This window comes from Pseudomonas sp. PD9R (assembly GCF_019200975.1).
Classification (GTDB): domain Bacteria; phylum Pseudomonadota; class Gammaproteobacteria; order Pseudomonadales; family Pseudomonadaceae; genus Aquipseudomonas.
In genome coordinates this window covers 29,341-53,316 of record NZ_JAHTMR010000010.1, presented here as the reverse complement: position 1 = coordinate 53,316, position 23,976 = coordinate 29,341, and the positions used below count along the sequence as shown (strand labels likewise).

23 protein-coding genes and 1 pseudogene are annotated in these 23,976 nt (G+C 59.4%); 14 read left to right on the top strand and 10 right to left on the bottom strand.

From position 1 onward, the window contains the following. Nucleotides 1-50 precede the first annotated feature (50 nt). Entirely contained in the window at nt 51-1,064 is a 1,014-nt protein-coding gene (locus tag KUF73_RS19380; RefSeq protein WP_218439665.1) for an AraC family transcriptional regulator, read from the bottom strand. Between the two features lie 339 nt (nt 1,065-1,403). On the opposite strand from KUF73_RS19380, the gene KUF73_RS19375 reads away from it, so the two are divergent. Continuing rightward, the gene (locus KUF73_RS19375) at nt 1,404-2,738 is read left to right on the top strand and encodes a dicarboxylate/amino acid:cation symporter (RefSeq protein ID WP_218439664.1); all 1,335 of its coding nucleotides are present in this window, start codon (nt 1,404-1,406) and stop codon (nt 2,736-2,738) included. 142 nt (nt 2,739-2,880) lie between these two features. Next, complete coding sequence (locus tag KUF73_RS19370) at nt 2,881-4,062, top strand: CaiB/BaiF CoA-transferase family protein (protein WP_218439663.1); 1,182 nt, start codon at nt 2,881-2,883, stop codon at nt 4,060-4,062. A gap of 134 nt (nt 4,063-4,196) precedes the next feature. Here KUF73_RS19370 and KUF73_RS19365 read toward each other — a convergent pair whose 3' ends face one another. Together KUF73_RS19365 and KUF73_RS19360 are read right to left on the bottom strand one after the other, a co-directional pair. Next, nucleotides 4,197-4,691 (bottom strand): SprT family zinc-dependent metalloprotease, encoded by a 495-nt coding sequence (locus KUF73_RS19365; RefSeq protein ID WP_218439662.1) that lies wholly within the window; start codon nt 4,689-4,691, stop codon nt 4,197-4,199. Between the two features lie 160 nt (nt 4,692-4,851). Further along, nucleotides 4,852-5,454: a Yip1 family protein gene (locus KUF73_RS19360; protein WP_218439661.1), complete on the bottom strand. Its 603-nt coding sequence runs from the start codon at nt 5,452-5,454 to the stop codon at nt 4,852-4,854. Between the two features lie 357 nt (nt 5,455-5,811). Here KUF73_RS19360 and ttcA point away from each other — a divergent pair, with 357 nt between their 5' ends. Further along, the gene (gene ttcA, locus KUF73_RS19355) at nt 5,812-6,636 is read left to right on the top strand and encodes a tRNA 2-thiocytidine(32) synthetase TtcA (protein ID WP_218439660.1); all 825 of its coding nucleotides are present in this window, start codon (nt 5,812-5,814) and stop codon (nt 6,634-6,636) included. A 135-nt stretch (nt 6,637-6,771) separates the two neighbouring features. Beyond that, nucleotides 6,772-7,446, top strand: a complete 675-nt coding sequence (locus KUF73_RS19350; protein ID WP_218439659.1) for a DNA-3-methyladenine glycosylase I — start codon at nt 6,772-6,774, stop codon at nt 7,444-7,446. A 96-nt stretch (nt 7,447-7,542) separates the two neighbouring features. On the opposite strand, the gene KUF73_RS19345 is transcribed toward KUF73_RS19350, so the two are convergent. Genes KUF73_RS19345 through arsC form a run of 3 tightly spaced genes read right to left on the bottom strand, consistent with a single transcriptional unit; the run spans nt 7,543 to nt 8,916 of the window. Beyond that, nucleotides 7,543-7,968 carry a DUF2069 domain-containing protein gene (locus KUF73_RS19345; RefSeq protein WP_218439658.1) on the bottom strand — a complete coding sequence of 142 codons (426 nt, stop codon included), beginning with the start codon at nt 7,966-7,968 and terminating at the stop codon, nt 7,543-7,545. A 1-nt stretch (nt 7,969) separates the two neighbouring features. Then, a complete protein-coding gene (wrbA, locus tag KUF73_RS19340) occupies nt 7,970-8,566 on the bottom strand; it encodes an NAD(P)H:quinone oxidoreductase (protein WP_218439657.1) in 597 nt (198 codons plus the stop codon). Beyond that, complete coding sequence (gene arsC, locus KUF73_RS19335) at nt 8,563-8,916, bottom strand: arsenate reductase (glutaredoxin) (protein WP_218439656.1); 354 nt, start codon at nt 8,914-8,916, stop codon at nt 8,563-8,565. The genes wrbA and arsC overlap by 4 nt, the downstream gene beginning before the upstream one ends. Before the next feature lie 114 nt (nt 8,917-9,030). Between arsC and KUF73_RS19330 the strand changes: the two genes are divergently transcribed. Further along, nucleotides 9,031-9,498, top strand: coding sequence for a TlpA disulfide reductase family protein (locus KUF73_RS19330; RefSeq protein WP_218439655.1), 468 nt, complete (start codon nt 9,031-9,033; stop codon nt 9,496-9,498). Nucleotides 9,499-9,622: 124 nt separating this feature from the next. Here the strand turns inward: KUF73_RS19330 and KUF73_RS19325 are convergent, their stop codons facing one another. Both KUF73_RS19325 and KUF73_RS19320 read right to left on the bottom strand, forming a co-directional pair. Next, complete coding sequence (locus tag KUF73_RS19325) at nt 9,623-10,027, bottom strand: META domain-containing protein (protein ID WP_218439654.1); 405 nt, start codon at nt 10,025-10,027, stop codon at nt 9,623-9,625. After that, the gene (locus tag KUF73_RS19320) at nt 10,027-10,461 is read right to left on the bottom strand and encodes a hypothetical protein (RefSeq protein WP_218439653.1); all 435 of its coding nucleotides are present in this window, start codon (nt 10,459-10,461) and stop codon (nt 10,027-10,029) included. Before KUF73_RS19320 ends, KUF73_RS19325 begins: the two co-directional genes overlap by 1 nt. Nucleotides 10,462-10,595: 134 nt before the next feature. On the opposite strand from KUF73_RS19320, the gene KUF73_RS19315 reads away from it, so the two are divergent. Further along, complete coding sequence (locus KUF73_RS19315) at nt 10,596-11,003, top strand: hypothetical protein (RefSeq protein ID WP_218439652.1); 408 nt, start codon at nt 10,596-10,598, stop codon at nt 11,001-11,003. A 5-nt stretch (nt 11,004-11,008) separates the two neighbouring features. Here the strand turns inward: KUF73_RS19315 and KUF73_RS19310 are convergent, their stop codons facing one another. Both KUF73_RS19310 and KUF73_RS19305 read right to left on the bottom strand, forming a co-directional pair. Next, the gene (locus KUF73_RS19310) at nt 11,009-11,998 is read right to left on the bottom strand and encodes a 2-hydroxyacid dehydrogenase (protein ID WP_218439651.1); all 990 of its coding nucleotides are present in this window, start codon (nt 11,996-11,998) and stop codon (nt 11,009-11,011) included. A 177-nt stretch (nt 11,999-12,175) separates the two neighbouring features. Next, nucleotides 12,176-14,929, bottom strand: coding sequence for a response regulator (locus tag KUF73_RS19305; protein WP_218439650.1), 2,754 nt, complete (start codon nt 14,927-14,929; stop codon nt 12,176-12,178). A gap of 215 nt (nt 14,930-15,144) precedes the next feature. Between KUF73_RS19305 and KUF73_RS19300 the strand changes: the two genes are divergently transcribed. The 8 genes and pseudogenes from KUF73_RS19300 (at nt 15,145) to KUF73_RS19265 (ending at nt 23,965) form a co-directional block, all read left to right on the top strand. Then, nucleotides 15,145-15,864, top strand: coding sequence for a response regulator transcription factor (locus KUF73_RS19300; RefSeq protein WP_218439649.1), 720 nt, complete (start codon nt 15,145-15,147; stop codon nt 15,862-15,864). Beyond that, entirely contained in the window at nt 15,854-17,275 is a 1,422-nt protein-coding gene (locus KUF73_RS19295) for a sensor histidine kinase (protein WP_218439648.1), read from the top strand. The genes KUF73_RS19300 and KUF73_RS19295 overlap by 11 nt, the downstream gene beginning before the upstream one ends. Before the next feature lie 96 nt (nt 17,276-17,371). Continuing rightward, nucleotides 17,372-17,665 (top strand): annotated as a pseudogene (locus KUF73_RS19290) (DUF1016 N-terminal domain-containing protein); the annotation flags it as partial. A gap of 116 nt (nt 17,666-17,781) precedes the next feature. Further along, the gene (gene cysM, locus KUF73_RS19285; RefSeq protein WP_218439647.1) at nt 17,782-18,684 is read left to right on the top strand and encodes a cysteine synthase CysM; all 903 of its coding nucleotides are present in this window, start codon (nt 17,782-17,784) and stop codon (nt 18,682-18,684) included. Next, nucleotides 18,684-20,036 carry a 23S rRNA (uracil(1939)-C(5))-methyltransferase RlmD gene (rlmD, locus tag KUF73_RS19280; protein ID WP_218439646.1) on the top strand — a complete coding sequence of 451 codons (1,353 nt, stop codon included), beginning with the start codon at nt 18,684-18,686 and terminating at the stop codon, nt 20,034-20,036. The genes cysM and rlmD overlap by 1 nt, the downstream gene beginning before the upstream one ends. Nucleotides 20,037-20,159: 123 nt before the next feature. After that, nucleotides 20,160-22,403 carry a GTP diphosphokinase gene (gene relA / locus KUF73_RS19275; protein WP_218439645.1) on the top strand — a complete coding sequence of 748 codons (2,244 nt, stop codon included), beginning with the start codon at nt 20,160-20,162 and terminating at the stop codon, nt 22,401-22,403. Between the two features lie 157 nt (nt 22,404-22,560). Further along, on the top strand, nt 22,561-23,394 hold the full coding sequence (gene mazG / locus KUF73_RS19270) for a nucleoside triphosphate pyrophosphohydrolase (protein WP_218439644.1): 834 nt from the start codon (nt 22,561-22,563) through the stop codon (nt 23,392-23,394). Between the two features lie 28 nt (nt 23,395-23,422). Beyond that, on the top strand, nt 23,423-23,965 hold the full coding sequence (locus tag KUF73_RS19265; RefSeq protein WP_218439643.1) for a DUF2058 domain-containing protein: 543 nt from the start codon (nt 23,423-23,425) through the stop codon (nt 23,963-23,965). Nucleotides 23,966-23,976: the final 11 nt, after the last annotated feature.

Here is a 23,976-nt window from a genome sequence, read left to right as displayed (position 1 = left end):
AAAAGATCGCAATCCATGTAGGAGCTGCCGAAGGCTGCGATCTTTTGATCTTAAAATTCCTGCGCCCGGTAGGCTCCCGGCGTCAATCCCGTCCATTTCTTGAACGCCCGATGAAACGCTGAAGGCTCGGAAAACCCCAACTGTTCGGCGATCTGTTGCAACGACAGATCCGCACGGCCCAAGTGATAAATCGCGATGTCGCGGCGCAAATTATCTTTCAACTCTTGAAAACTGCTGCCCTCCTCACGCAGATGCCGGCGCAACGTCTGCGGGCTGATGTGCAAGTGCGCGGCCACGGCTTCGAGGTCTGGCCAACGCGAACTGTCGCGGCTGAGCAATCGCCGCAACTGGCTACTCAAGCTGTCGCCGTCGTCGGGGCGCGATAACAAATCGGCCGGTGAGCGTTCAAGGAAATGCTTGAGCGTGCGCTCGTCCTGCAACAGTGGCATGTTCAGGTAGCGACTGTGGAACAGCAGGCTGCTTTGGTCCGTGCTGCTTTTTGTTGTGGAAAAGCCTAGCGTGCAGGAAAACAGCAAATCGTATTCGGCCCCGTGGTCAGGTTTGGGATAGCTGAACGTGGCTTGTTCCAGGCGAATGCGCTGGCCGATCAGCCAACTGCCGAACCGGTGCCAGATCACCAGCAGGCTCTCGGTGAGGAAATGGTCCGGGTCCCACAGCTGCGAATCGTCCAGGCTCAGGCGGATCATTTCGTCTTCGCGGGTCAGGGTCAGACGCGGGGCGTTGGGGAATAGGCTATAAAATAATAAGCCGCGATTGAGTGCCCTATCCAGATTGCGGCAATGGATCACGGCATGACACATCATCGCGAAGCTGCCCGGCTTGCTCGGGCCCTGGCCGAAACCCAGGTGCTCGTCGTCCAGTGCCAGCCACAGTGCCTGGATCAGTCGGGTGAACTGCTCCGGGGCGATGCGCGCTCGCGGCTCGTCGAGCAACTCAGGGCTGATCCCCAATTGCTCAAGCAGGCCCGAATAGTCGTAGCCACGCCGTTGCGCGCCACCGAGGGCGGCGCGGGCGAAATGACTGGCGATGGTGCGTTCGCGCATAGCAGGCAGACCCCTCCATTGAGCGGCGGATGGTAGCGGCGGCAATGGCTGATGAACAAGGCGGATATCCGCCAAATTGCAGGACGCGATTTGGTCGATGGGCGGAAATCCGCCACTGCGCCGCAAGCCTGGAATGATGCAGAACAGCCTGTACCCCTTGATGTCAAAAGGCTTGCAGGGTTTTCGCGGAAGGTGGCACGGGCCTTGCGATACAACGAGCAGATGCTTGCCGTTGCGCAGCTCGAAAAAACAAATCCCTCCAGTGCAGGAGGGTTCGCAATTCAGGTGTCGTGGACAACAGATGGATGTTGTCACCGCGCACTCTTGAGGAACTTTGCAATGACGACTCGTCAGCCACTGTACAAATCCCTGTATCTCCAGGTGATCGTTGCAATTGTCATCGGTATTTTGCTCGGTCACTACTACCCGCAGCTCGGTATCGCCGTTAAGCCGCTGGGTGACGGGTTCATCAAATTGATCAAAATGATCATTGCGCCGATCATCTTCTGTACGGTCGTCAGCGGTATCGCCGGCATGCAAAGCATGAAGTCGGTGGGCAAGACCGGCGGTTATGCGCTGCTGTATTTCGAAATCGTGTCGACCATCGCCTTGCTGGTGGGTCTGGTTGTGGTGAACGTCGTGCAGCCGGGTGCCGGCATGCACATCGACGTGGCCACGCTGGATGCCTCCAAAGTCGCCAGTTACGTCGCTGCCGGTGCCGATCAAAGCGTCGTGGGTTTTTTGCTTAACGTGATCCCGACCACCATCGTCGGCGCGTTCGCCACGGGCGACATCCTGCAAGTGCTGATGTTCTCGGTGATCTTCGGTTTCGCCCTGCATCGCCTGGGTGACTACGGCAAGCCGATCCTGGACTTCATCGATCGTTTCGCCCACGTGATGTTCAACATCATCAACATGATCATGAAGCTCGCGCCACTGGGTGCCTTCGGTGCCATGGCCTTCACCATCGGTGCGTACGGTGTCGGCTCGCTGGTGCAGTTGGGTCAGTTGATGGCTTGCTTCTACATCACTTGCCTGCTGTTCATCCTGGTCGTGCTGGGCGGTATCGCTCGCGCCCACGGCTTCAGTGTGTTGAAAGTGATTCGCTACATCCGTGAAGAACTGCTGATCGTGCTGGGTACCTCCTCTTCGGAGTCCGTACTGCCACGCATGCTGATCAAAATGGAACGTCTGGGCGCGAAGAAATCCGTCGTAGGCCTGGTGATCCCGACCGGTTACTCGTTCAACCTCGACGGTACTGCAATCTACCTGACCATGGCGGCCGTGTTCATTGCCCAGGCCACCGACTCACACATGGACATCACGCACCAGATCACGTTGCTGGTGGTGTTGCTGCTGTCCTCCAAGGGCGCTGCGGGCGTGACCGGTAGCGGTTTCATCGTGCTGGCTGCCACCTTGTCGGCTGTTGGCCACTTGCCGGTTGCCGGCCTGGCGCTGATCCTCGGTATCGACCGCTTCATGTCCGAAGCCCGTGCCCTGACCAACCTGGTGGGTAACGCCGTTGCCACCCTGGTGGTGGCCAAGTGGGTCAAGGAGCTGGACACCGACGTGATGCACGCCGAACTGGCTTCGGGCGGTCGCGGTATCGCCGACGAGCGTAAAGAAGACGACTTGGGCGTGGCCGAAGGCCCAACCCCAAGCAACGTCAAGTAAGACGCGCTGTATGAAAAACCCGCTTCGGCGGGTTTTTTCATGCCTGCGGTTTGAGCACAACGGTCAGCGCAACTGGCGCATAAGGTGATTGCTGCAAGGCGACCGCTTGCCTAGGCTGGGGCATTGTTTAGGGAGAACACCCATGCTCGGTCCATTGGCATCACTCAAGGTTCTGGATTTCTCGACACTGCTGCCGGGGCCGTTTGCCTCGTTACTGCTGGCGGACATGGGCGCCGAGGTGTTGCGCATTGAATCGCCGACCCGCATGGACCTGCTGCGGGTGTTACCGCCACACGATCAAGGCGTTTCCGCCAGCCATGCCTACCTTAATCGCAACAAGCGCAGCCTGGCACTGGACCTTAAACAGCCCGAAGCGCTGGAGGTGATCAAGCAATTGCTGCAGGACTACGACATCGTTCTGGAGCAATTTCGCCCCGGCGTGATGGAACGGTTGGGCCTGGGTTATGAGGCGTTGAAGGCGATCAATCCACAATTGATCTATGTCTCGATCACCGGTTACGGCCAGACCGGCCCCTACAAGGATCGCGCCGGCCACGACATTAACTATCTGGCACTGGCGGGGCTGGCGAGCTACACCGGCCGCGCCGACAGTGGTCCGCTGCCCTTGGGCGCGCAGGTGGCGGACGTTGCCGGTGGTTCGCTGCACGGGGTGATCGGTTTGCTGGCGGCGGTGATCGCCCGGCAGCAAACAGGGCAGGGGCAACATCTGGATGTGAGCATGACTGATTGCGCCTTCAGCCTGAACGCCATGGCGGGTGCCGGGTATCTGGCCTGTGGGGTCGAGCCGGGGCGGGAAGACCAGGTACTCAATGGTGGCAGCTTCTACGACTATTACCGTTCGCGGGACGGACGCTGGTTGTCGGTGGGCAGCCTGGAACCGGGTTTCATGAAACAGTTGTGCACGGCGTTGGGGTTGGAGGAGCTGGCGAGCCTTGGTTTATCACCGAACCCGGCGCAGCAGAAGCAGCTCAAGGATGCGCTGAAGGTTGAGTTCGAAAAGCATGACTTTTCCGAATTGTGCGCACTGTTTGCCGAGCTGGATGCCTGTGTCGAACCGGTGCTGAGTTTGGGCGAGGCGGCACGGCATCCGCAGATGCAGGCGCGGGAATTGGTGACGCAGGTGCCGCGCGGGGATGGTACGCGTCAGGCGCAGCTGGCGTGTCCGTTGAAGTTTTCAGATGGATTGCCCGAGCCGAGGCACATTGGCGCAGCGCTGGGGCAGCATACGGATCAGGTGTTGGGGGCGTTGGGGTTTAGTGCTGAGCGGATCGAAGCGTTGCGGCGTGCCAAGGTGGTTCTTTAGTGTTTGGACTGGCCTCATCGCGGGCAAGCCCGCTCCCACAGGATTTGGTTTGAGCACAGGATTTGTGAACGACGTCGATCACTGTGGGAGCGGGCTTGCCCGCGAAGAGGCCGGTACAGGCGCCGAAAAACTCACTACTCGACCCGCATCTCGCCACTGAACACCAACGTACTCCGGCAGCGCCGGCACAAATACCGCCGCCCCTGTCTCACCAGGCCATGGCGCTGTGCCGAAAACGGAAAATCGCTGTCGACGCACGGGCATTTGTAGATGTAGCGGGTGACGCTGCGACGTTTGATGTCGTAGGTGTGGCATCGGTTGGGCGGCAGTTCGTACACACCACGCATGATCAGTTGCCACTCTTCGCCATGGGGCTGGATGCGGTCGCCGAACAATTGATGAGCGATCAGGTGTGCCACTTCGTGGGCCACGGTCTGCTTGAGGAAGTCTTCGGTGTTTTCCCGGTACAACTGCGGGTTGAAGCGCAGCAGGTTCTCGTGCAAATGCGCGACACCGGCTTTTTGCCCGCGCAGCTTGAGGCTCACCACGGGGCGTTTGAAAGGTCTTTTGAAAAAAGATTCGGCTTGTAGGAAACAGTCTTCGACGCGGGTATTGAGTTGCTCGGGCATGCTTGATGGATCTCCAGAGAAGTCGAGTATGCCGCAACCCTCGGGACTTGCGAATCGCTGAAGCGCCGAATGGTCGTTGCCGCTCTGCAGGCTGAAGAATTGAAAGGCCGCCTTGCGGCGGCCTGTGTGTCGGCAGATCTAGTTTTAGGGTGATGTGTTGCTAATTGGTATAGACCGGCCCCACGCCGAGTCCCCAGACAATGACAGTGAACGCCATGATGGCCACCAGCACCACCAGGCCAACAGCAAGTACCGAACTGGAAAACAGGAAGCCCTCGTCAGATGGAATGTTCATGAAGGTCGGTAGCCCGACATACAGCAGGTAGACCGTGTAGCAGATCGCCGCAGTGCCGACGATCATTCCCAGCCACATGTGTGGGTAAAGTGCCGCGAGGCCGCCGATGAACAACGGGGTCGCGGTATAGGTCGCAAACGCCACGCAGCGCGCCAGGCTCGGATTGGCATCATAGGTGCGGGCCATCCAGTGGATGAATGCGCCCATCACGGCCACGCCGCCGAGCATGGCCAGGTACGACATGACGGTCATCCATAACGCACTTTCATGGGTCAGCATCACCGGCGCTCGATTGCCGATAACCCAGCCGACCTGTGTGGTGCCGATAAACGCCGACACTGCGGGAATCGCCGCCAGGATCAAGGTATGGGTCAGGTACATGTGGCTGATGCTTTCCTCCTGATCGCCACGGATCTCTTTCCATTCTTGGTCAGGGTGGGTGAAGAGCCCCACTACGTGATGGATCATGCCAGTCACTCCTCTTGTTTTTACCGTCGCCCCCCAGTGGAGCGCCTACGGGCCAATCGGGCCAAGTAAGTTATAGGTCTGGATTTGAATGCGACCTTATGTCGCAGTATAGGAAGGACTTAACCGCACAAGGAGCATGGGCTTAGAGCAAATTGCGCTGTAAAGCACCGCGGTAATCGCGCTTGCATCTGTAGGAGTTGCCGAAGGCGGCGATCTTTTGATCTTGATCGGGTTACGGGACCGAAATTGCCGAAGATCAAAAGATCGCCGCCTTCGGCAGCTCCTACATGTCTTCGCCGGAACTGAATTTTTTGCGTAAAATGCCGGCCTTTCGTCACACCTCACGGATTTCGCGTCATGGGCACTCTTACGGTCAACCAGAATAAGCTGCAAAAGCGCCTTCGCCGTCAGGCCGGTGAGGCTGTTGCCGACTTCAACATGATTGAAGACGGCGACAAGGTCATGGTCTGCCTGTCCGGTGGCAAGGACAGCTACACCATGCTCGACGTGCTGATGCACTTTCAGAAGGTCGCGCCGATCAAGTTCGAGATCGTGGCCGTGAACATGGACCAGAAGCAGCCGGGCTTCCCGGAACACGTGCTGCCGGCTTACCTAAAAGAGCTGGGCATCGAGTACCACATCGTCGAGAAAGACACGTATTCAGTGGTCAAGGAGCTGATTCCGGAAGGCAAGACCACTTGCTCGCTGTGCTCGCGCCTGCGTCGTGGCACGCTGTACACCTTTGCTGATGAAATCGGCGCGACCAAAATGGCCCTCGGTCATCACCGCGACGACATCGTCGAGACGTTCTTCCTGAACATGTTCTTCAACGGTTCGCTGAAGGCCATGCCGCCGAAGCTGCGCGCCGATGACGGTCGCAACGTGGTGATCCGCCCGCTGGCCTACTGCAACGAAAAAGACATCCAGGCCTACTCGGACCTCAAGCAATTCCCGATCATCCCGTGCAACCTCTGCGGTTCCCAGGAAAACCTGCAGCGTCAGGTGGTCAAGGACATGCTGCTGGACTGGGAGCGCAAGACCCCTGGCCGCACCGAAAGTATTTTCCGCAGTTTGCAGAACGTGATTCCGTCGCAACTGGCGGACCGCAATCTGTTCGACTTCACCAGTCTGAAGATCGACGAAAGCGCCGCCTCGCGCTTCGTGAACGTCGTTAACCTCTGACCCCAATTACTGTGGGAGCGAGCCTGCTCGCGATTGCGTCATGTCAGTCGACATCAACGTTGAATGACACACCGCTATCGCGAGCAAGCTCGCTCCCACAGGATTTTCGTTTTATTTCAAATTACTGGAGAGGGCATGCGCGACTACAAGTGGCTGAACGAGTACTGCTTGAACCGTTTCGGTTCGGCGGCTGAACTGGAAGCCCATCTGCCCGTCCCCAAGAGCCCGGCGCAGTTGCGCAAGATCAGCGACGATCGCTACCTCTCGACCATGGCGTTGCGCGTGTTCCGCGCCGGGCTCAAACACAGCCTGGTAGACGCCAAATGGCCGGCCTTCGAAGAAGTGTTCTTCAAGTTCGACCCGGAAAAAGTCGTGCTCATGAGTGCCGAACACCTGGAGCGCCTGATGCAGGACGCGCGGATCATCCGCCACCTGGGCAAGCTCAAAAGCGTGCCGCGCAATGCGCAGTTCGTGTTGGATGTGTCCCATGAGAAGGGCTGTTTCGGCGCGTTGATCGCCGACTGGCCGGTGACCGATATCGTCGGGCTCTGGACCTTTCTGAAAAAACGCGGTCACCAGTTAGGCGGCCTGTCAGCCCCGCGCTTTTTGCGGATGGTCGGCAAGGACACGTTCGTCCCGAGCTACGACGTGGTCGCTGCGTTGAATGCGCAGAACATCATCGACAAGGTGCCGACGAGTCTGCGGGATCTGGCGTTGGTCCAGGACGTGTTCAACCAGTGGCATGAAGAGAGTGGCGGGCGGGCGATGAGCCAGATCTCAACGATGCTGGCTTACACAGTGAATCATTGAGATTGGGTTGGCCGTGAAAAGATCGCAGCCTTCGGCAACTCCTACAGTGGAATGCGTACAGCTGTAGGAGCTGCCGAAGGCTGCGATCTTTTTCTATCAGGCGATGGAGGTTTCACCCTCGCCAGCCAACTTGCGGTTCAACTGAAACCGCCAGCGCACATACAGCAGCGCCGAGCAAAACACCGCCAAACTCGCCCCCATCTCCAGCAAACCGAACAACTGCCGGTTCGGGTCATACGCCGCCAATGCGCCCTTGATGAAATACAGGTTCACCACAAAACACATCCACGAATGCCCGCGAGCGCTGCCGATAATCATCCCCGGTGCCAGCAACAGCAGCGGTACCAGTTCGATCAGCAAAATCACCCACGGTCGTGCGCCATGCAAGTCGGCAACCACCAGGTAATAGGCGCAAAGCAGCCCCACCAAACCAAAAAAACACAGCAGGCTGATGACGCGCATCGCGCGAACCCGGGGTTCGAGCCATTCGACGGAAGGCAAGATCTTCGGCTTCTTGGCCACTTCAGCGCTCCAGTTTCTGTGCAGTCTTGGCCAGACGCGCACCCAGCGCACGGCACAGCGCTACTTCATGGGCATCCAGACCGCTTTTACCGTCAGCACCGGCATGGTGGCTGGCACCGTACGGTGTGCCGCCGCCCTGGGTTTCCAGGAGTGCCGACTCGCTGTAGGGCAGGCCGGTGATCAGCATGCCGTGGTGCAGCAATGGCAACATCATCGACAGCAGGGTGGTTTCCTGGCCGCCGTGCAGGCTCGCGGTGGAGGTGAACACGCCCGCCGGTTTGCCCACCAGTGCGCCGGTCAGCCAAAGATTGCTGGTGCCGTCGAGAAAGTACTTGAGTGGTGCCGCCATGTTGCCGAAGCGGGTCGGGCTGCCCAGCGCCAGGCCTGCGCAGTTCTTCAGATCGTCGAGGCTGGCGTAGAGCGCGCCTTCTTCCGGAATGTCCGGCGCCACGGCTTCGCATTCGGTGGAAATCGCCGGCACGGTACGCAACCGCGCTTCAAGGCCGGCCTGTTCGACGCCACGGGCAATCTGCCGGGCCATCTCATTGGTCGAGCCACTGCGGCTGTAATACAGGACCAGAATGTACGGGGCACTCACGGCAGCAACTCCAGGATTTGCTCCGGCGGACGGCCGATGACGGCTTTATTGCCGACTTCGAGAATCGGTCGTTCCATGAGTTTCGGGTGAGCGGCGATGGCGGCGATCAATTGCGCCTCGCTCAGGCTGCTGTCAGCCAGGTTGAGAGTTTTGTACTCGTCCTCGCCTGTGCGCAGCAGTTGCCGCGCGTCGATGCCGAGTTTGCTCAGCAGGCTCTGGATTTGAGCGGCGTCCAGCGGGTTTTCCAGGTAGCGCACCACGGTCGGGGTCAGGCCACGGGCTTCGAGCAGTTCGAGCGCACCGCGGGATTTCGAGCAGCGCGGGTTGTGATAAAGCGTCAGATCGGTCATGAGCGGGTCGCATCTTGCGTAAGGTGGCGGCTATTCTAACTGTGCAGCGCGTAATCCAGAACCTTGGCAGGCGATGGGTTGCAGGCGCATTCAATTTTTGACAAGGAACACGACATGACAAGGCGACTGGCAGCGGCATTGGCGATCATCGGGGCGTTGATGCTGGGGGGCTGCGGCAACGACTATGGCATCGACCAGAACGGGCACAAGGTCGCCGCCGAACGTCTGGACAAGCAATGGCTGGTGATCAATTACTGGGCCGAATGGTGTGGCCCGTGCCGAACCGAGATTCCGGAATTGAACCACTTGGCCGACCAGCTCAAGGACAAGAAGATCGGTGTATTCGGAGTCAACTTCGACAATGTGCAGGGCGAAGAACTGAAAAGTGCCAGCGAAAAACTCGGGATCAAATTCACCGTGCTGGCGCAGGACCCTTCGGAGTTGTTCGAACTGCCACGCAGTGAGGCACTGCCGGTGACCTACATCATCGATAACAAGGGCAAGGTGCGCGAACAGTTGATGGGCGAGCAGACGGCGGCGGGGGTGATGGCGAAGCTGGAGGCGTTGCAGGCTAAGAATTGAGTTGCTGTTAAGAGGGGTCAAAAGATCGCAGCCTCTGTAGGAGCAGAGCTTGCTCGCGATGGCGGTCTCAAGGACGCCTTCGCCGGCAAGCCGTGCTCCTACAGAGACTGCGATCTATCAGGGATCAACCCTCTTCAAGCCACCAGCGCAGCGGCTTGCCTTCGGCCGGCCAGAAGCGCATCTGGTCGATCGGTGAGACGTCCCAGCGCTGCACGTTTTCCAGCGCCTGGAGGAAGCGTTTTTCCTGCTCCATCAGCGCCGGCGCGCAGAGTTTGCGGGTGCTGCCGATCTTGCCGAAACTCAGCTTGCCGCCTTCCAGCGTGTACGGCGCGAACCAATGGTTACAGCCGCCGTTACCGTAAGCCCGACCGTCTTCACCGAGGGTGATGGTCAGGTGGCTGTAGTCCATCAACGGACGTTCGCCGATCCACTCCAGAATGTAGCTGCGGTTTTGTTGCAATTGCACCGGCTCGGCGGCGCAGCCCAACAGGCTGGCACCAACCATCGCGGTCAGAGCAAGGCGTTTCATCACGCAGGCTCCTGGCATTTCGGGCACAGGTGTTTCTCGCCAACGGACGTCCAGCCCAACTCGGCAATCCGCGCAGTGGCGGCAGGTTTTTCAGCCTTGTTGCCCAGTTTGGCGTCGACCGCGAACTCGAAGCTCAGCGCTTTGGCGCAGCTGTCGCAATTGACTTGCCAGGTGTGGATCGCCAATTCGCCGAACACCGGACCACTGGCCACCGCGACCCATTGTCCCGGCGGGTTGATCAAGTGGCGAACCGTTTCGACGGTCAGGCGCATGGACAAGTCCTTGCTGCCCTTAAGGGTCACGACCAGCACGTCATTATTACGAATCGAGCCGCCGTTGCCGGTGACTTGATAACGCCCCGGCACCAGGGCGCGGCATTCGGTGAGGGTGTGTTGCGGGTTCATCAGGCTATAGCGGAAATCGTGTTCGACCATGGGTCCTCCAAATATGCGCGATATGCTAGCACGGGCATACGCGCAGCATGGCGTGGGCATATGACCTTCGATCAGGTTCAATTTGCTTGCCGACTCATGGCACACTGCCGCTTTTGCATCTCTAGGGAATGGACATGGCGTTAATCGAGTGTTTTGAATGCAAACAGCGCATCAGTTCGACGGCGCCTGCCTGTATTCATTGCGGTGCGCCTGCAGGGTCGGCGCAAGCGGCGGCTCCGAAAGAAACACTTCAAAGCGCTCCGCTGTCTTTCGGGCGTTTACCGACCAATGAGAGCGTGCCCAGGGTTACGCCTGCGGCTTTCAGGCGTCGGCGTACAGTAGAGACCGAGCCTGAGTTGGGGAGTGCGATTGCAGCACCAATGCCAACAGGGCCGCGTCCGGTCGAGCTTTGGCTGAAGATCATGGTGTTCCTGCTGCCGCCGTTTTTTGTCTGGTTCCTGCTGCGCCCCGGGCATTCCTCGATGCAGCGCTTGATCGGATTTGGCTGGCTGGGGCTGATGATCGCTTTGTCCAAGGCCTGAACGAGTCAGCCCTCGACCTGATTCTGCGTCGTACCGGCTGCCCACGCCGCGATGTTCTGCAGGGTGGTCGAGGCGATCGCGCCGAGGGCTTCGCGGGTCAGGAAGGCCTGGTGCGCGGTGACTATCACGTTGGGGAACGTCAGCAGACGCGCCAGAACATCGTCCTGCAAAGGCAGGTCCGAGCGGTCCTCGAAGAACAGTTGCGCTTCCTCTTCGTACACATCCAGTCCCAGATAACCCAGTTGCCCGTCCTTCAAGGCGTCGATCAGCGCCGGCGTGTCCACCAGGCCGCCGCGACCGGTGTTGATCAGCATCGCCCCCGGTTGCATGTGTGCCAGTGATTCGCGGTTGATCAAATGCTTGCTTTGCTCGTTGAGCGGGCAGTGCAAACTGATGATCTGCGATTCGGCCAGCAGCTGCGGCAAGCTCAGATAACGGGCGCCGAGTGCTTCGACTTCCGGGTTGGGGTCGGGGTCGTAAGCCAGCAACTGGCAGCCGAATCCATTCATGATTTTGGCGAAGGTCGCGCCGATCTGCCCGGTGCCCACCACGCCGACAGTCTTGCCCACCAAGTCGAAGCCGGTCAGTCCGTGCAGGCTGAAATCGCCTTCGCGGGTGCGGTTGTAGGCGCGGTGCAAGCGGCGGTTGAGCGCCAGGATCAGCGCCACTGCATGCTCGGCCACCGCGTGGGGCGAGTAGGCCGGGACGCGCACAATCGCCAGCCCCAGGCGCTTGGCCATTGCCAGGTCGACGTGGTTGTAACCGGCTGAACGCAGGGCAATCAAGCGTGTGCCACCCGCAGCCAGGCGTTCGAGCACCGGCGCACTCAGGTCATCGTTGATGAACGCGCAAACCACTTCGTGATGCTCCGCCAGCGCCGCTGTGTCGAGGCTCAGACGTGCCGGTTGAAAATGCAGTTCGATATCGGGCGGCAAGTCGGCGGCAAGAAAGCTGTCGCGGTCGTAGGTCTGGCTGCTGAAAAGAATCGTGCGCATGCTGTCCTCCTTGAAGACTCATGTCCAAGCGTTATCACACCCTTAATGTTGGAGCTGCCGCAGGCTGCGATCTGTTGATCTTGAATTTGGCGACCAAAATGTCGCCGAAGATCAAAAGATCGCAGCCTGCGGCAGCTCCTACATTAGCCCTTCCAGCCATCGACGCCTTGCGCTGCATCAGGCATTGATACGCGCCTGGGCGGCCAGGCGGTTAATCGCCCGGTCGAGTTCTTCGAGAGCGCCGAAGGCTTTCGGGTCCTGTTGCTTGAGCAGGGTTTCGCTACGCTGACAGGCCGCACGCAGTTGCGGAACACCGCAATAACGGGTCGCGCCATGCAGGCGATGAACCCGTTCGATAAGGGCGTTGTGGTCGTGGCTTTCCTGGGCCTGGCGGATCGCTTCGCGGTCGGCTTCCAGCGACGCCAGCAGCATCGCCAGCATGTCCGCCGCCAGATCGGCCTTGCCGGCAGCCAGGCGCAAACCTTCTTCGTGATCGAGCACCTGCAATTCAAAAGCGCTGCCGTGGCTGTCGCCGGAGCGATCCGGTCGCTGGTTACGCAGCGCCAGACCACTCCATTTCAGCACCACTTGCGCCAGTTGCCGTTCGCTGATCGGTTTGGTCAGGTAGTCATCCATGCCGCTTTGCAGCAACGCACGTTTTTCGTTGGCCATGGCGTGGGCGGTGAGGGCGACGATGGGCAGCGGCGTGCAATGCCGTTCGCTTTCCCACTGACGGATCGCTTCAGTGCTTTGGCGTCCATCCATGCCCGGCATTTGCACGTCCATCAACACCAGGTCGAAGGTCTCGCTCTGCACCGCTTTGACTGCCGCATAACCGCTTTCCACGGCGAGCACTTTGGCGCCCATGTCTTCGAGCAGGGTTTGCACCAGCAATAGATTGGCCGGGTTGTCGTCGACACACAGCACTTTCGGCGCACGGCTGGAAATCGGTTCGCCAGGTTCGCTGCGCGGCTGGCGCGGGTTGACCAGATCCGACAAGGCGCGACGCAATTTGCGGGTGCAGGCCGGTTTGGCCTGCAACTGGCTGTGCGGGTTGGGCACCGAGAGGTGGAACAGGGTTTGTTCGGTGGTTGGGCATAGCACCAGCACCTTGCAGCCCAAATGTTCGAGGTCCCAGATGTACTGGTTGAGCCGCTCCGGCGGCATGTCGTTGCTGGTGAGACCCAGCACCGCCAGGTCGATGGCCTGATCCGTCTGATGGGCACTGGTCACGCCGTTGGTGAGGTTTTCCAGGTTATTGAAAGGGGTAACGGCGAGGCCGCAGTCTTCCAGTTGGTGCTGCAACGCCTGGCGGGCCAGTTCGTGATTTTCCAGCACCGCCACCCGACGCCCGAGCAGTGGCGGGCTGGGCAGGTCTTCGGCATCGTCGCGGGTTTTTGGCAGGCTCAGGCTGATCCAGAATTCCGAACCTTCGCCCGGCGTGCTGTCGACGCCAATCTCGCCGCCCATCTGTTCGATCAGGCGCTTGGAAATCACCAGCCCCAACCCGGTGCCACCGGGTTGCCGCGACAGCGAATTATCGGCCTGACTGAACGCCTGGAACAGCGCGCGTACATCCTGGTTCGACAAGCCGATGCCGGTGTCCTGAATGCTGATGCGCAACTGCACGCTGTCTTCGTGTTCTTCTTCGAGCATGGCGCGGGCGACGATCGTGCCTTCACGGGTGAACTTGATTGCGTTACTCACTAGGTTAGTGAGGATTTGCTTGAGACGCAGCGGATCGCCCACCAGCGACAGCGGCGTGTCGCGGTAGACTAGGCTCACCAGTTCCAGCTGCTTGGCGTGGGCGGCCGGGGCGAGGATGGTCAACGTGTCCTGGAGCAAGTCGCGCAGGTTGAACGGAATATGGTCGAGCACCAGTTTGCCGGCCTCGATTTTCGAGAAGTCGAGGATCTCGTTGATGATCCCCAGCAGGCTGTCGGCGGACTTTTCGATGGTGCCCAGATAGTCGAGCTGGCGTGGGGTCAGCTCGCTTTTTTGCAGTAAATGGGTGAAGCCGAGAATGCCGTTGAGCGGCGTGCGGATTTCATGGCTCATGTTGGCCAGGAATTCGGACTTGATCCGACTCGCCTCCAGCGCTTCCTTGCGCGCGAGGTCGAGCTCGATGTTCTGGATTTCGATGGTTTCGAGGTTCTGGCGCACGTCTTCAGTGGCCTGATCGATGCTGTGCTGCAACTCTTCCTGGGCATTCTGCAGGGTGCCGGCCATGCGGTTGATGCCGGACGCCAATTCATCCAGTTCATGGCTGCCGAGGGGTGGCAGGCGAGTTTCCAGATGGCCATCCTTGAGTTGGGTCACGGCTTGCTTGATCTGGCTCAGCGGCCGATTGATGGTACGGCCCATGCGCAATGCCAGCAGCGCCGCACCCCCGAGGCCCGCTGCGATCATCATCAGGCTGGCAAACAGGCTGCGATAGCCACGCAGCAGCATGCCGTTGTGGGACAGTTCGAGTTCTACCCAGCCCAGCAGGCGTTCGGATTCATCGGGAATCACGTCGCCAGCCAGGTTGCGGTGCTTGCCGAACACCGGCAACAGATAGCGCGTCGCGTCACTGCCACTGCGCCGCAGCATCTGTGAACCATCGCCCAGCGGTGCGGGGTTGAGCATGGTCGGTCCTGCATGGGCCAGCGGCGTGCGGTCCGGCGCGAGGAAGGTCACGGCGCGCACGTCCGGTTGTTCCAGGGACTGCGTGGCGATGCGTTCCAGCAGTTCGTTGTTCTTGTGCCCCATGGCTGGAGCCACCAGCGGCGCCAGTTGCTCGGCGATCATTTCGCCGCGCTGCATGAGTTGGGTTTGCAGGTCGGATTGCTGCATCCAGGTGAAATAGCCGCCCAGGACCAACGCCATCAGGCTGGTCGGCAGCAGGGTCAGCAACAGCACGCGGCCTTTAATTCCCAGTTTCTTGAGCACGCATTTCTCCTGCATCCAGCTATTTATAGAGCTGCACGTGCGTCCGGCACGCGCCACTTGCGCAGTGTAGCCATTTGCATGCGGGCAATCTTCGGAAAGTTGGTGTCGTCATTCGTCGATCAGGCCAGCACATTTGCCTTCAGGACAAACCCTTGGGTTGCCGTGCGCGGCGCAATCTTGAATAATTATCATCTGAGAATTATTTGCAGATACTCATGACTCCCATTGCAGCTGGCTATCCCCGTATCCTTTCCATCGAAGACGACCTCGTACTCGGTGCCTATGTTCACGAGCATCTGGGTCGAAGCGGTTTTCAGGTGACCTGGTGCCAAAACGGTCAGGAAGGCCTGGACGCGGCCCGCCGGCAAACCTTTGATGTGGTGCTGATGGATATTCTGTTGCCGGGCCTGGACGGGTTATCGGTGTTGACGCAACTGCGCCAAAGCCATTCCACACCGGTGGTGCTGATGTCAGCACTTGGTGCCGAGGCCGATCGCATCAGCGGCTTTCGTCTGGGTGCCGATGATTACTTGCCCAAACCTTTCAGCATGGTTGAGTTGCGGGTGCGCATCGAGGCGATCCTGCGCCGGGTAGCACTCGACCGTCGACCGACGCCTGCAGTTATTACGCCCGCGGTGGACAGCCTGCGATTCGATGAAGAGTTGTTTGACGTTTTTTATGCCGAGCAGGCTGCTGGCTTGACCCGCAGCGAATACCGTCTGCTGGAAACGCTTAATCGCAATGGCGATGAAGTGTTGAGCAAAGCCTTTCTTTATCAGCATGTGCTGCAACGCGGCTATGCGGCCCATGACCGTAGCCTGGACATGCACATCAGCCAGATTCGCCGCAAGCTCAAGGCCATCGACTACACCGAGCGCGAAGTGCGCACGGTGTGGGGCAAGGGCTACATCCTGAGTGCCACTGATGAAATGTAACTTGCCGGGCAGGCATTCGCTTATCTGGAAACTGGCGTGTTTGCTGGTGGCGTTCTGTCTGCTGATGATCTGGTTGAGTTGGTCCTGGGGTCGCTATATGGAAGAGCGAAATCAGTTTCTGTCGGATCAGGCTCGCGGCACCCTGGCACGCTATGCCGCCGAGGCAGAGGAGGCGTGGCAGCAACATCAACGTGAAGGCGTCGATAACTGGCTACAGAACATGCAGCACCGTGAAAAGGGCTGGGTGGGTGTGATTGGCGGTGATTTGCAGTCCTTGAGCAGTCATACGCTGACGGAAATGGAAATCGAACGCCTGACCTTTTTGCGTGGCCTGGATTGGCCCATCCACAAGAAAGGCTTGCCGTGGCTGCGGGTACCGTTTCCCGGCGACCATTCCGCTGGCAGCCTGGTGATCGAATTGCCCGAGCGGTTCCTGCCCGGGCGCTACAAGTTGTTCTGGCGTGTGATTACCAACGGTGTCATTCCAGGGCTCTTCACTTTGCTGTTGTGCGTCGGGCTGTACCGTTTGCTGGTGGTCCCACTGAATAACCTTCGCGAACAGGCCAATGCCTGGCGTGCCGATCAGTTGAATGTGCGACTGTCGAGCCGTACTACCAATCGTTCGGATGAGCTCGGTGAACTGGGCAGGGCGTTCGATCAGATGTCCGAGCGCCTGCAAAGCACCGTGGCGTTGCAACAACAATTGCTGCGCGACCTGTCCCATGAGTTGCGCACACCGCTGAGTCGCCTGCGGGTGGCGAGTGAAAGCGAGCAGGGCCTGGAGCAATTGCGCGAGCGCATTGGTCGAGAAGTCGATGGCATGCAGCGCCTGGTGGAAGACACGCTGCAACTGGCTTGGCTCGACAGCGAGCGCACTCGATTACCCGATGAGGCGATCCAGGTTCAGGCACTGTGGGAAATGCTCACAGAAAACGCCTGCTATGAAAGTTGCTGGCCGAACGGGCAACTGCAGTGCACGGTGGATTCGTCATGCTGGGTGCGCGGCCATCTCAATACGTTGGCTCAAGCACTGGAAAACATGCTGCGCAATGCCATTCGACATTCACCCAAGGGCGGCATCGTCCGGCTTGCCGGGCGGCGTGATGGTGACTATTGGCATCTATGGCTGGAGGATCAGGGCGGCGGCGTGGCTGAAACCGATCTGGAACGAATCTTTCTGCCGTTTACCCGCCTCGACGGTTCGCGACCGGGAGGTGGTGGGTTTGGTTTGGGGCTGAGTATTGCGAGGAATGCGGTACGGCGGCAGGGCGGCAAGCTTTGGGCGCAGAACACCGGGACCGGATTACGGATGAATATGAGGTTAATAGCGGATAAATCTGCAGGCAGTGATGACGCTTTCGCGAGCAAGCTCGCTCCCACATTGGAACAACATCAGCCACAAACGATTTGAGCACGATTGATCTCCTGTAGGCGTGAGGCTTGCCCGCGAAGAAGCCCGCCAAGCCATCATCAAAAGCTGCTCATGCCGGAGCGTTCCGGCATTGTTACCCAACCAGGGTTGCGCGGTTTTACGCGGTCGAATTTGTTCCGGATGCGCCAATTCTTTGAGATTTACCACGCTGAGGAGAAAGTCGCACCACGGGTGCGACAATTATCCTGGTCACATAACGTGTTGATCTTCGGCCAAGGCAAACGCCCTGAGGAACGCGAGTTCTATCTGCGCATGGCAATTCAGGAAAAATGGTCGAAGCGGGAGCTGGAGCGGCAGTTCAAGGCTGCCTTGTTCGAGCGAAGCGTCACCGAACCGGCAAAAATCTCCGGTGCACTGAAACAGCAGAAGAGTAATGATTCCCCCGCTTATTCCCATAAACCATAAGCACCGCACTTTGCGTGATATGGCCTTCTGAGGTTTGCCGGTATGATAGGCGCCCCCGCAGTCTGGATTGCGAATACGCCATGACCTTGCAGTACCCAACCATCGCCGATTGCGTCGGCAACACTCCGCTGGTTCGTTTGCAGCGCCTGCCCGGTGCCACCAGCAATACCCTTTTGCTCAAGCTCGAAGGGAACAACCCGGCGGGTTCGGTCAAGGACCGTCCGGCGCTGTCGATGATCACCCGCGCCGAATTGCGCGGGCAGATCCACGCGGGCGATACGCTGATCGAAGCGACCTCGGGTAACACCGGCATCGCGCTGGCCATGGCCGCCGCGATCAAGGGTTACAAGATGATCCTGATCATGCCGGACAACTCCAGCGCCGAGCGCAAGGCGGCGATGACCGCCTATGGCGCCGAGCTGATCCTGGTCACCCAGGAAGAGGGCATGGAAGGCGCCCGCGACCTCGCCCAGCGTATGGAAGCCGAAGGCCGTGGCAAGGTGCTGGATCAGTTCGCCAATGGCGACAATCCTGAGGCGCACTACACCACCACCGGCCCGGAAATCTGGCGCCAGACCGAAGGCTCCATTACTCACTTCGTCAGTTCGATGGGCACCACCGGTACGATCATGGGCGTCTCGCGCTATTTGAAAGAGCAGAACGAGAGCGTGCAGATCATCGGCTTGCAACCGATGGAAGGCTCGGCGATTCCGGGCATCCGTCGCTGGCCCCAGGAATACCTGCCGAAGATTTATCAGGCTGATCGCGTCGACCGGATCATTGACATGGCGCAAAGCGAAGCCGAAGACGTAACCCGTCGACTGGCCCGCGAAGAAGGCATTTTCTGCGGCGTGTCCTCGGGCGGTGCCGTGGCAGGAATGCTGCGCTTGTCCAAAGAAGTTGAAAACGCGGTGATCGTCGCGATCATCTGCGACCGTGGCGACCGTTATTTGTCGACCGGCATTTTCGACGCGCCCAACTGATGGCCAAGCATGAGAGAGGCCTGCGCTTCCAGCCCACGGGCGGCAGCAAGGCCCCGCAAATCCCGACCGGCAAAAAGCAGCGCCTGACTATCGAGCGCCTGGCCAATGACGGTCGCGGTATCGCGTTTTTCGAAGGCCGCACCTGGTTCGTCCTCGGCGCATTGGCCGGTGAAGAAATCGAGGCGCGCGTGCTCGGTGCCCACGGCAAAGTGGTCGAGGCACGTACCGAGCGGGTATTCAAGGCCAGCGAATTGCGTCGTCCGGCACCGTGCGCCCATGCTGGCCGCTGCGGTGGCTGCAGCGTGCAACATCTGCCGCACAACGAACAACTTGCCCTGAAACAGCGCATGCTCGCCGAGCAATTGTCCAAGGTCGCCGGTGTCGAGCCTGAAGAATGGGCCGCGCCATTGAGCGGTCCGGAATTCGGCTATCGTCGTCGCGCTCGAGTGGCGGTGCGCTGGGACATGAAGGCGAAAAAACTCGAAGTCGGTTTCCGTGCGGCCGGCAGCCAGGACATCGTCGGCATCAATGAATGCCCGGTGCTGGTACAGCCCTTGCAACCGATCATGACCCGCTTGCCGGAGATGCTTCGCCGTTTGAGCAAGCCTCAGGCGTTGGGGCATGTGGAGTTGTTCAGCGGCTCATCGCTGGCGGTATTGCTGCGGCACATGGCGCCGTTGTCTGATGCCGACCTGACGATCCTCAAAGATTTCTGCACGTTCCATGAGGCTCAATTGTGGCTGCACGGTGACGGTGAACCACAGCCGGTCGATCCTGGTCAGTCGCTGGGTTATCGCCTCGAACAGTGGGGGCTGGAGCTGGCGTATCGGCCGGGGGATTTCATTCAGGTCAACGCCGGGGTCAACGAAGCGATGGTGGCCCAGGCGCTGGAATGGTTGAAACCGACAGCGGATGAGCGGGTTCTCGACTTGTTCTGCGGCTTGGGCAACTTCGCCTTGCCGTTGGCCCAAGTCGTACGTGAAGTGGTGGCGGTGGAAGGTGTGCAGGTGATGGTCGAGCGGGCAGCCGCGAACGCCATTAGCAACAATCTGCATAACGCACAGTTTTTTCAGGCCGATTTATCCCAGCCTTTGACTGATGCTGAATGGGCCGCCGAAGGCTTTTGTGCGGTACTCTTGGACCCACCGCGTGACGGTGCTTTCGAGGTCGTGCGCAAGCTCAAGTCCCTGGGTGCCGAACGGTTGGTGTATGTGTCGTGCAACCCTGCAACTCTGGCGCGCGACACGGTCGAATTGATTAAGCAGGGCTACCGGTTAAAACGTGCCGGGATTCTCGATATGTTTCCTCAGACGGCACATGTCGAGGCCATGGCGTTATTTGAAGCGAGCTAGGACGGCTCGTCTAGTCCGACTGGCCCGCCCGTGCAGCCGCGCACCAGCCCAACGAGGGCTCACGGGCAACGAAGGTCAGCGATTTTGACGCATTGAATCTGCGTCGTAGGGAAGGTAAGCAAGATGGTACAGGTGAGAGCACACCAGCCGATCAACACCGACGGCAGTATCAATCTCGAGGCTTGGCTCGATCACGCGGTCAGTGTCGATCTGGCACTGGATCGCGAAGCCTTGAAAGAAGCCTGCGAGTTCGCTCGTGAGGCGGAACAACAAGCCAATGCGGCGAAGAATTTATGGTCGGAAGGAAACTCGAGTTTCCGTACCGGCCTTGAGATCGCCGAGATTCTCGCCGACCTCAAGCTCGATCAGGATTCGCTGGTTGCCGCGATTCTGTATCGAGGCGTACGCGAAGGGCAGATTCTGTTGCCGGCAGTCAGCCAGCGCTTCGGTTCGGTGGTTGGCAAACTCATCGACGGCGTGTTGCGCATGGCGGCGATCAGCGACAGCCTGAGCCCGCGTAAATCCCTGGTGCTGGGCACTCAGGGACAGGTTGAAAACCTGCGCAAAATGCTCGTGGCCATGGTCGACGACGTGCGCGTCGCGCTGATCAAACTGGCCGAGCGCACCTGCGCGATCCGTGCGGTCAAAACCGCCGACGATGAAAAGCGCAACCGCGTGGCTCGTGAAGTCTTCGACATCTACGCGCCGCTCGCCCACCGTCTCGGGATCGGTCACATCAAGTGGGAGCTGGAGGACTTGTCCTTCCGTTACCTTGAGCCCGACCAGTACAAGCAAATCGCCAAGTTGCTCCACGAGCGGCGACTGGATCGCGAACGCTTCATCAGCGACGTGATGAGCCAGCTGAAAAACGAGTTGCAGGCCACCGGCGTCGACGCCGATATCAGTGGCCGCGCCAAACACATCTATTCGATCTGGCGCAAAATGCAGCGCAAGGGTCTGGAGTTCAGCCAGATCTATGACGTGCGTGCCGTGCGCGTGCTGGTGCCGGAAATGCGCGACTGCTACACCGCGCTCGGCATCGTCCACACCTTGTGGCGGCACATCCCTAAAGAGTTCGACGACTACATCGCCAACCCGAAAGAGAACGGCTACCGCTCGCTGCACACGGCGGTGATCGGGCCTGAGGGCAAGGTGCTGGAAGTGCAGATCCGTACCCATGCCATGCACGAAGAAGCCGAATTGGGCGTGTGTGCGCACTGGAAGTACAAAGGCACCGACGTCAAATCCGGCTCCAACCACTACGAAGAGAAAATTTCCTGGCTGCGTCAGGTGCTCGAGTGGCATGAAGAACTTGGTGACATCGGTGGTCTCGCTGAACAGTTGCGGGTCGATATCGAACCCGACCGCGTCTACATCTTCACCCCCGACGGTCACGCCATCGACTTGCCGAAGGGCGCGACACCGCTGGACTTCGCCTACCGTGTGCACACCGAAATCGGCCATAACTGCCGTGGCGCCAAGATCAACGGCCGGATCGTGCCGCTCAACTACAGCCTGCAAACCGGTGAACAGGTCGAGATCATCACCAGCAAGCACGGCACCCCAAGCCGCGACTGGCTGAACTCGAACCTGGGTTATGTCACCACCTCGCGGGCGCGAGCGAAGATCGTTCACTGGTTCAAATTGCAGGCGCGTGACCAAAACGTCGCGGCCGGTAAAACCCTGATCGAGCGCGAACTCACTCGCCTCGGCTTACCAGCGGTGGACTTCGACAAGTTGGCCGAAAAAGCCAACATGAGGACCGCCGAGGACATGTTCGCCGCCCTCGGTGCCGGCGATTTGCGTTTGGCGCAACTGGTCAACCTGGCGCAGCAACTGGTCGAGCCGGAACGGGGCAGCGAGCAGCTGGAGCTGATTCCGCGCAAGGCCACCGGTTACAAACCGGGCAAGCGTGGCGACATCCAGATCCAGGGCGTCGGCAACCTGATGACGCAAATGGCTGGCTGCTGCCAACCGTTGCCGGGGGATGCGATTGTCGGTTACATCACTCAGGGCCGTGGCGTGAGCATTCACCGTCAGGATTGCGCCTCAGTGTTGCAACTGTCTGGGCGTGAGCCAGAGCGGATCATCCAGGTCAGTTGGGGGCCGGTGCCGGTGCTTACCTATCCGGTGGACATCGTCATCCGTGCTTACGACCGTTCCGGTTTGCTGCGTGACGTTTCGCAAGTGCTGCTCAACGAGCGCATCAACGTGCTGGCGGTGAACACCCGCTCGAACAAGGAGGACAACACGGCGTTGATGTCCCTGACCATCGAGATTCCGGGGCTGGATGCGCTGGGGCGTTTGCTGGGGCGGATTTCCCAGTTGCCGAACATCATCGAAACCCGGCGTAACCGCACCCCGTAAATAAAGTGTCCGCGTCGGATTATGGAACCGATACCTGTAGGAGCCGAGCTTGCTCGCGATAGCGATTTACCTGATACACCGCTATCGCGAGCAAGCTCAGCTCCTACAGAAATGCGGTTTGCCAGGCGCACCTCGTCCCGGATGTAGAGACTGATCGATGTATTCACTTGAAGACCTGCTGCACCTGATGAATCGCTTGCGCGACCCGCAGTTCGGTTGCCCGTGGGACATCAAGCAAACTTACGCCACCATTGTTCCGCATACCCTTGAGGAAGCCTATGAAGTCGCCGACGCCATCGAGCGCGGTGACTTCGATCACTTGCAGGGTGAGTTGGGCGATCTGCTGTTCCAGGTGGTTTACTACAGTCAGCTGGCCCGGGAAGAAGGGCGATTCGAATTCGCCGGGGTGGTCGACAGCATCACCCGCAAGCTGATTCGTCGACACCCACACGTATTCCCCACTGGTGATCTGTACGCCCCGCTGGATGTCCCGCGTTTGAATGAAGAGCAGGTCAAGCAGCGCTGGGAAGAGATCAAGGCCGAAGAGCGCGCGGAAAAATCTGCCGCGCCTGAGCAACTGTCATTGCTCGATGATGTGCCCGCCGCGCTGCCGGCGCTGTCTCGTTCCGCCAAGTTGCAGAAGCGTGCAGGCCAGGTCGGTTTCGACTGGCCGGACGCGTTGCCGGTGCTGGACAAGGTCCGTGAAGAACTCGATGAAATACTTGAGGCGATGGCCGATAACGACCCGGCAGCGATAGCCGATGAAGTCGGCGACCTGCTGTTTTCCGTGGTTAACCTGGCGCGTCATCTGAAGGTCGATCCGGAAACCGCACTGCGTGGCGCCAACAGCAAATTCGAAAGACGTTTCCGTTTTATCGAACAGGCATTGCGCGACACCCACCGTCCCATGGAAGATTGCACCCTCGAAGAGTTGGACGCCTTGTGGGGCGAAGCCAAACGCCAGGAAAAGAATATGCCCAGCTGCGGTTGAGCAGTTGCCTAAGTGAGAAATAAGCACCATGAGCATTTCCCTTCGCGACCAGTTGCTTAAAGCAGGGCTGGTCAACCAGAAGCAGGCCAAGCAGGTCAGCAAAGACAAACAGAAGCAGCAGCGTCTGGTCCATAAAGGCCAGATCGAACAAGACGACACCCAGCAGCGTTTGGCGCAGGAGGCATTGGCCGAGAAGGTCAAGCGCGATCAGGAGCTCAACCGCCAGCAGCAGGAGAAAGTCGAGGCCAAGGCTCGTGCCGCGCAGGTCAAGCAGCTGATCGAAGTCTCGCGCTTGCCAAAGTTGACGACCGAGGACTACTACAACTTCGTCGATGACAAGAAGGTCAAGCGCATCTCGGTCAACACGCTGATGCGCAACAAGCTCAGCAGCGGTTCGCTGGCCATCGTGCATCACGCCGGCGGCTATGAAGTGATACCGCGTGAGGCGGCGTTGAAGATCCAGGAGCGCGATCCACAGCGCATCGTGCAGCTGAATGTCCAGACTGAAGAGGTCAGTGACGAGGATGATCCGTACGCGGCCTATCAGATTCCTGATGACCTGATGTGGTAACGGATGCGTTG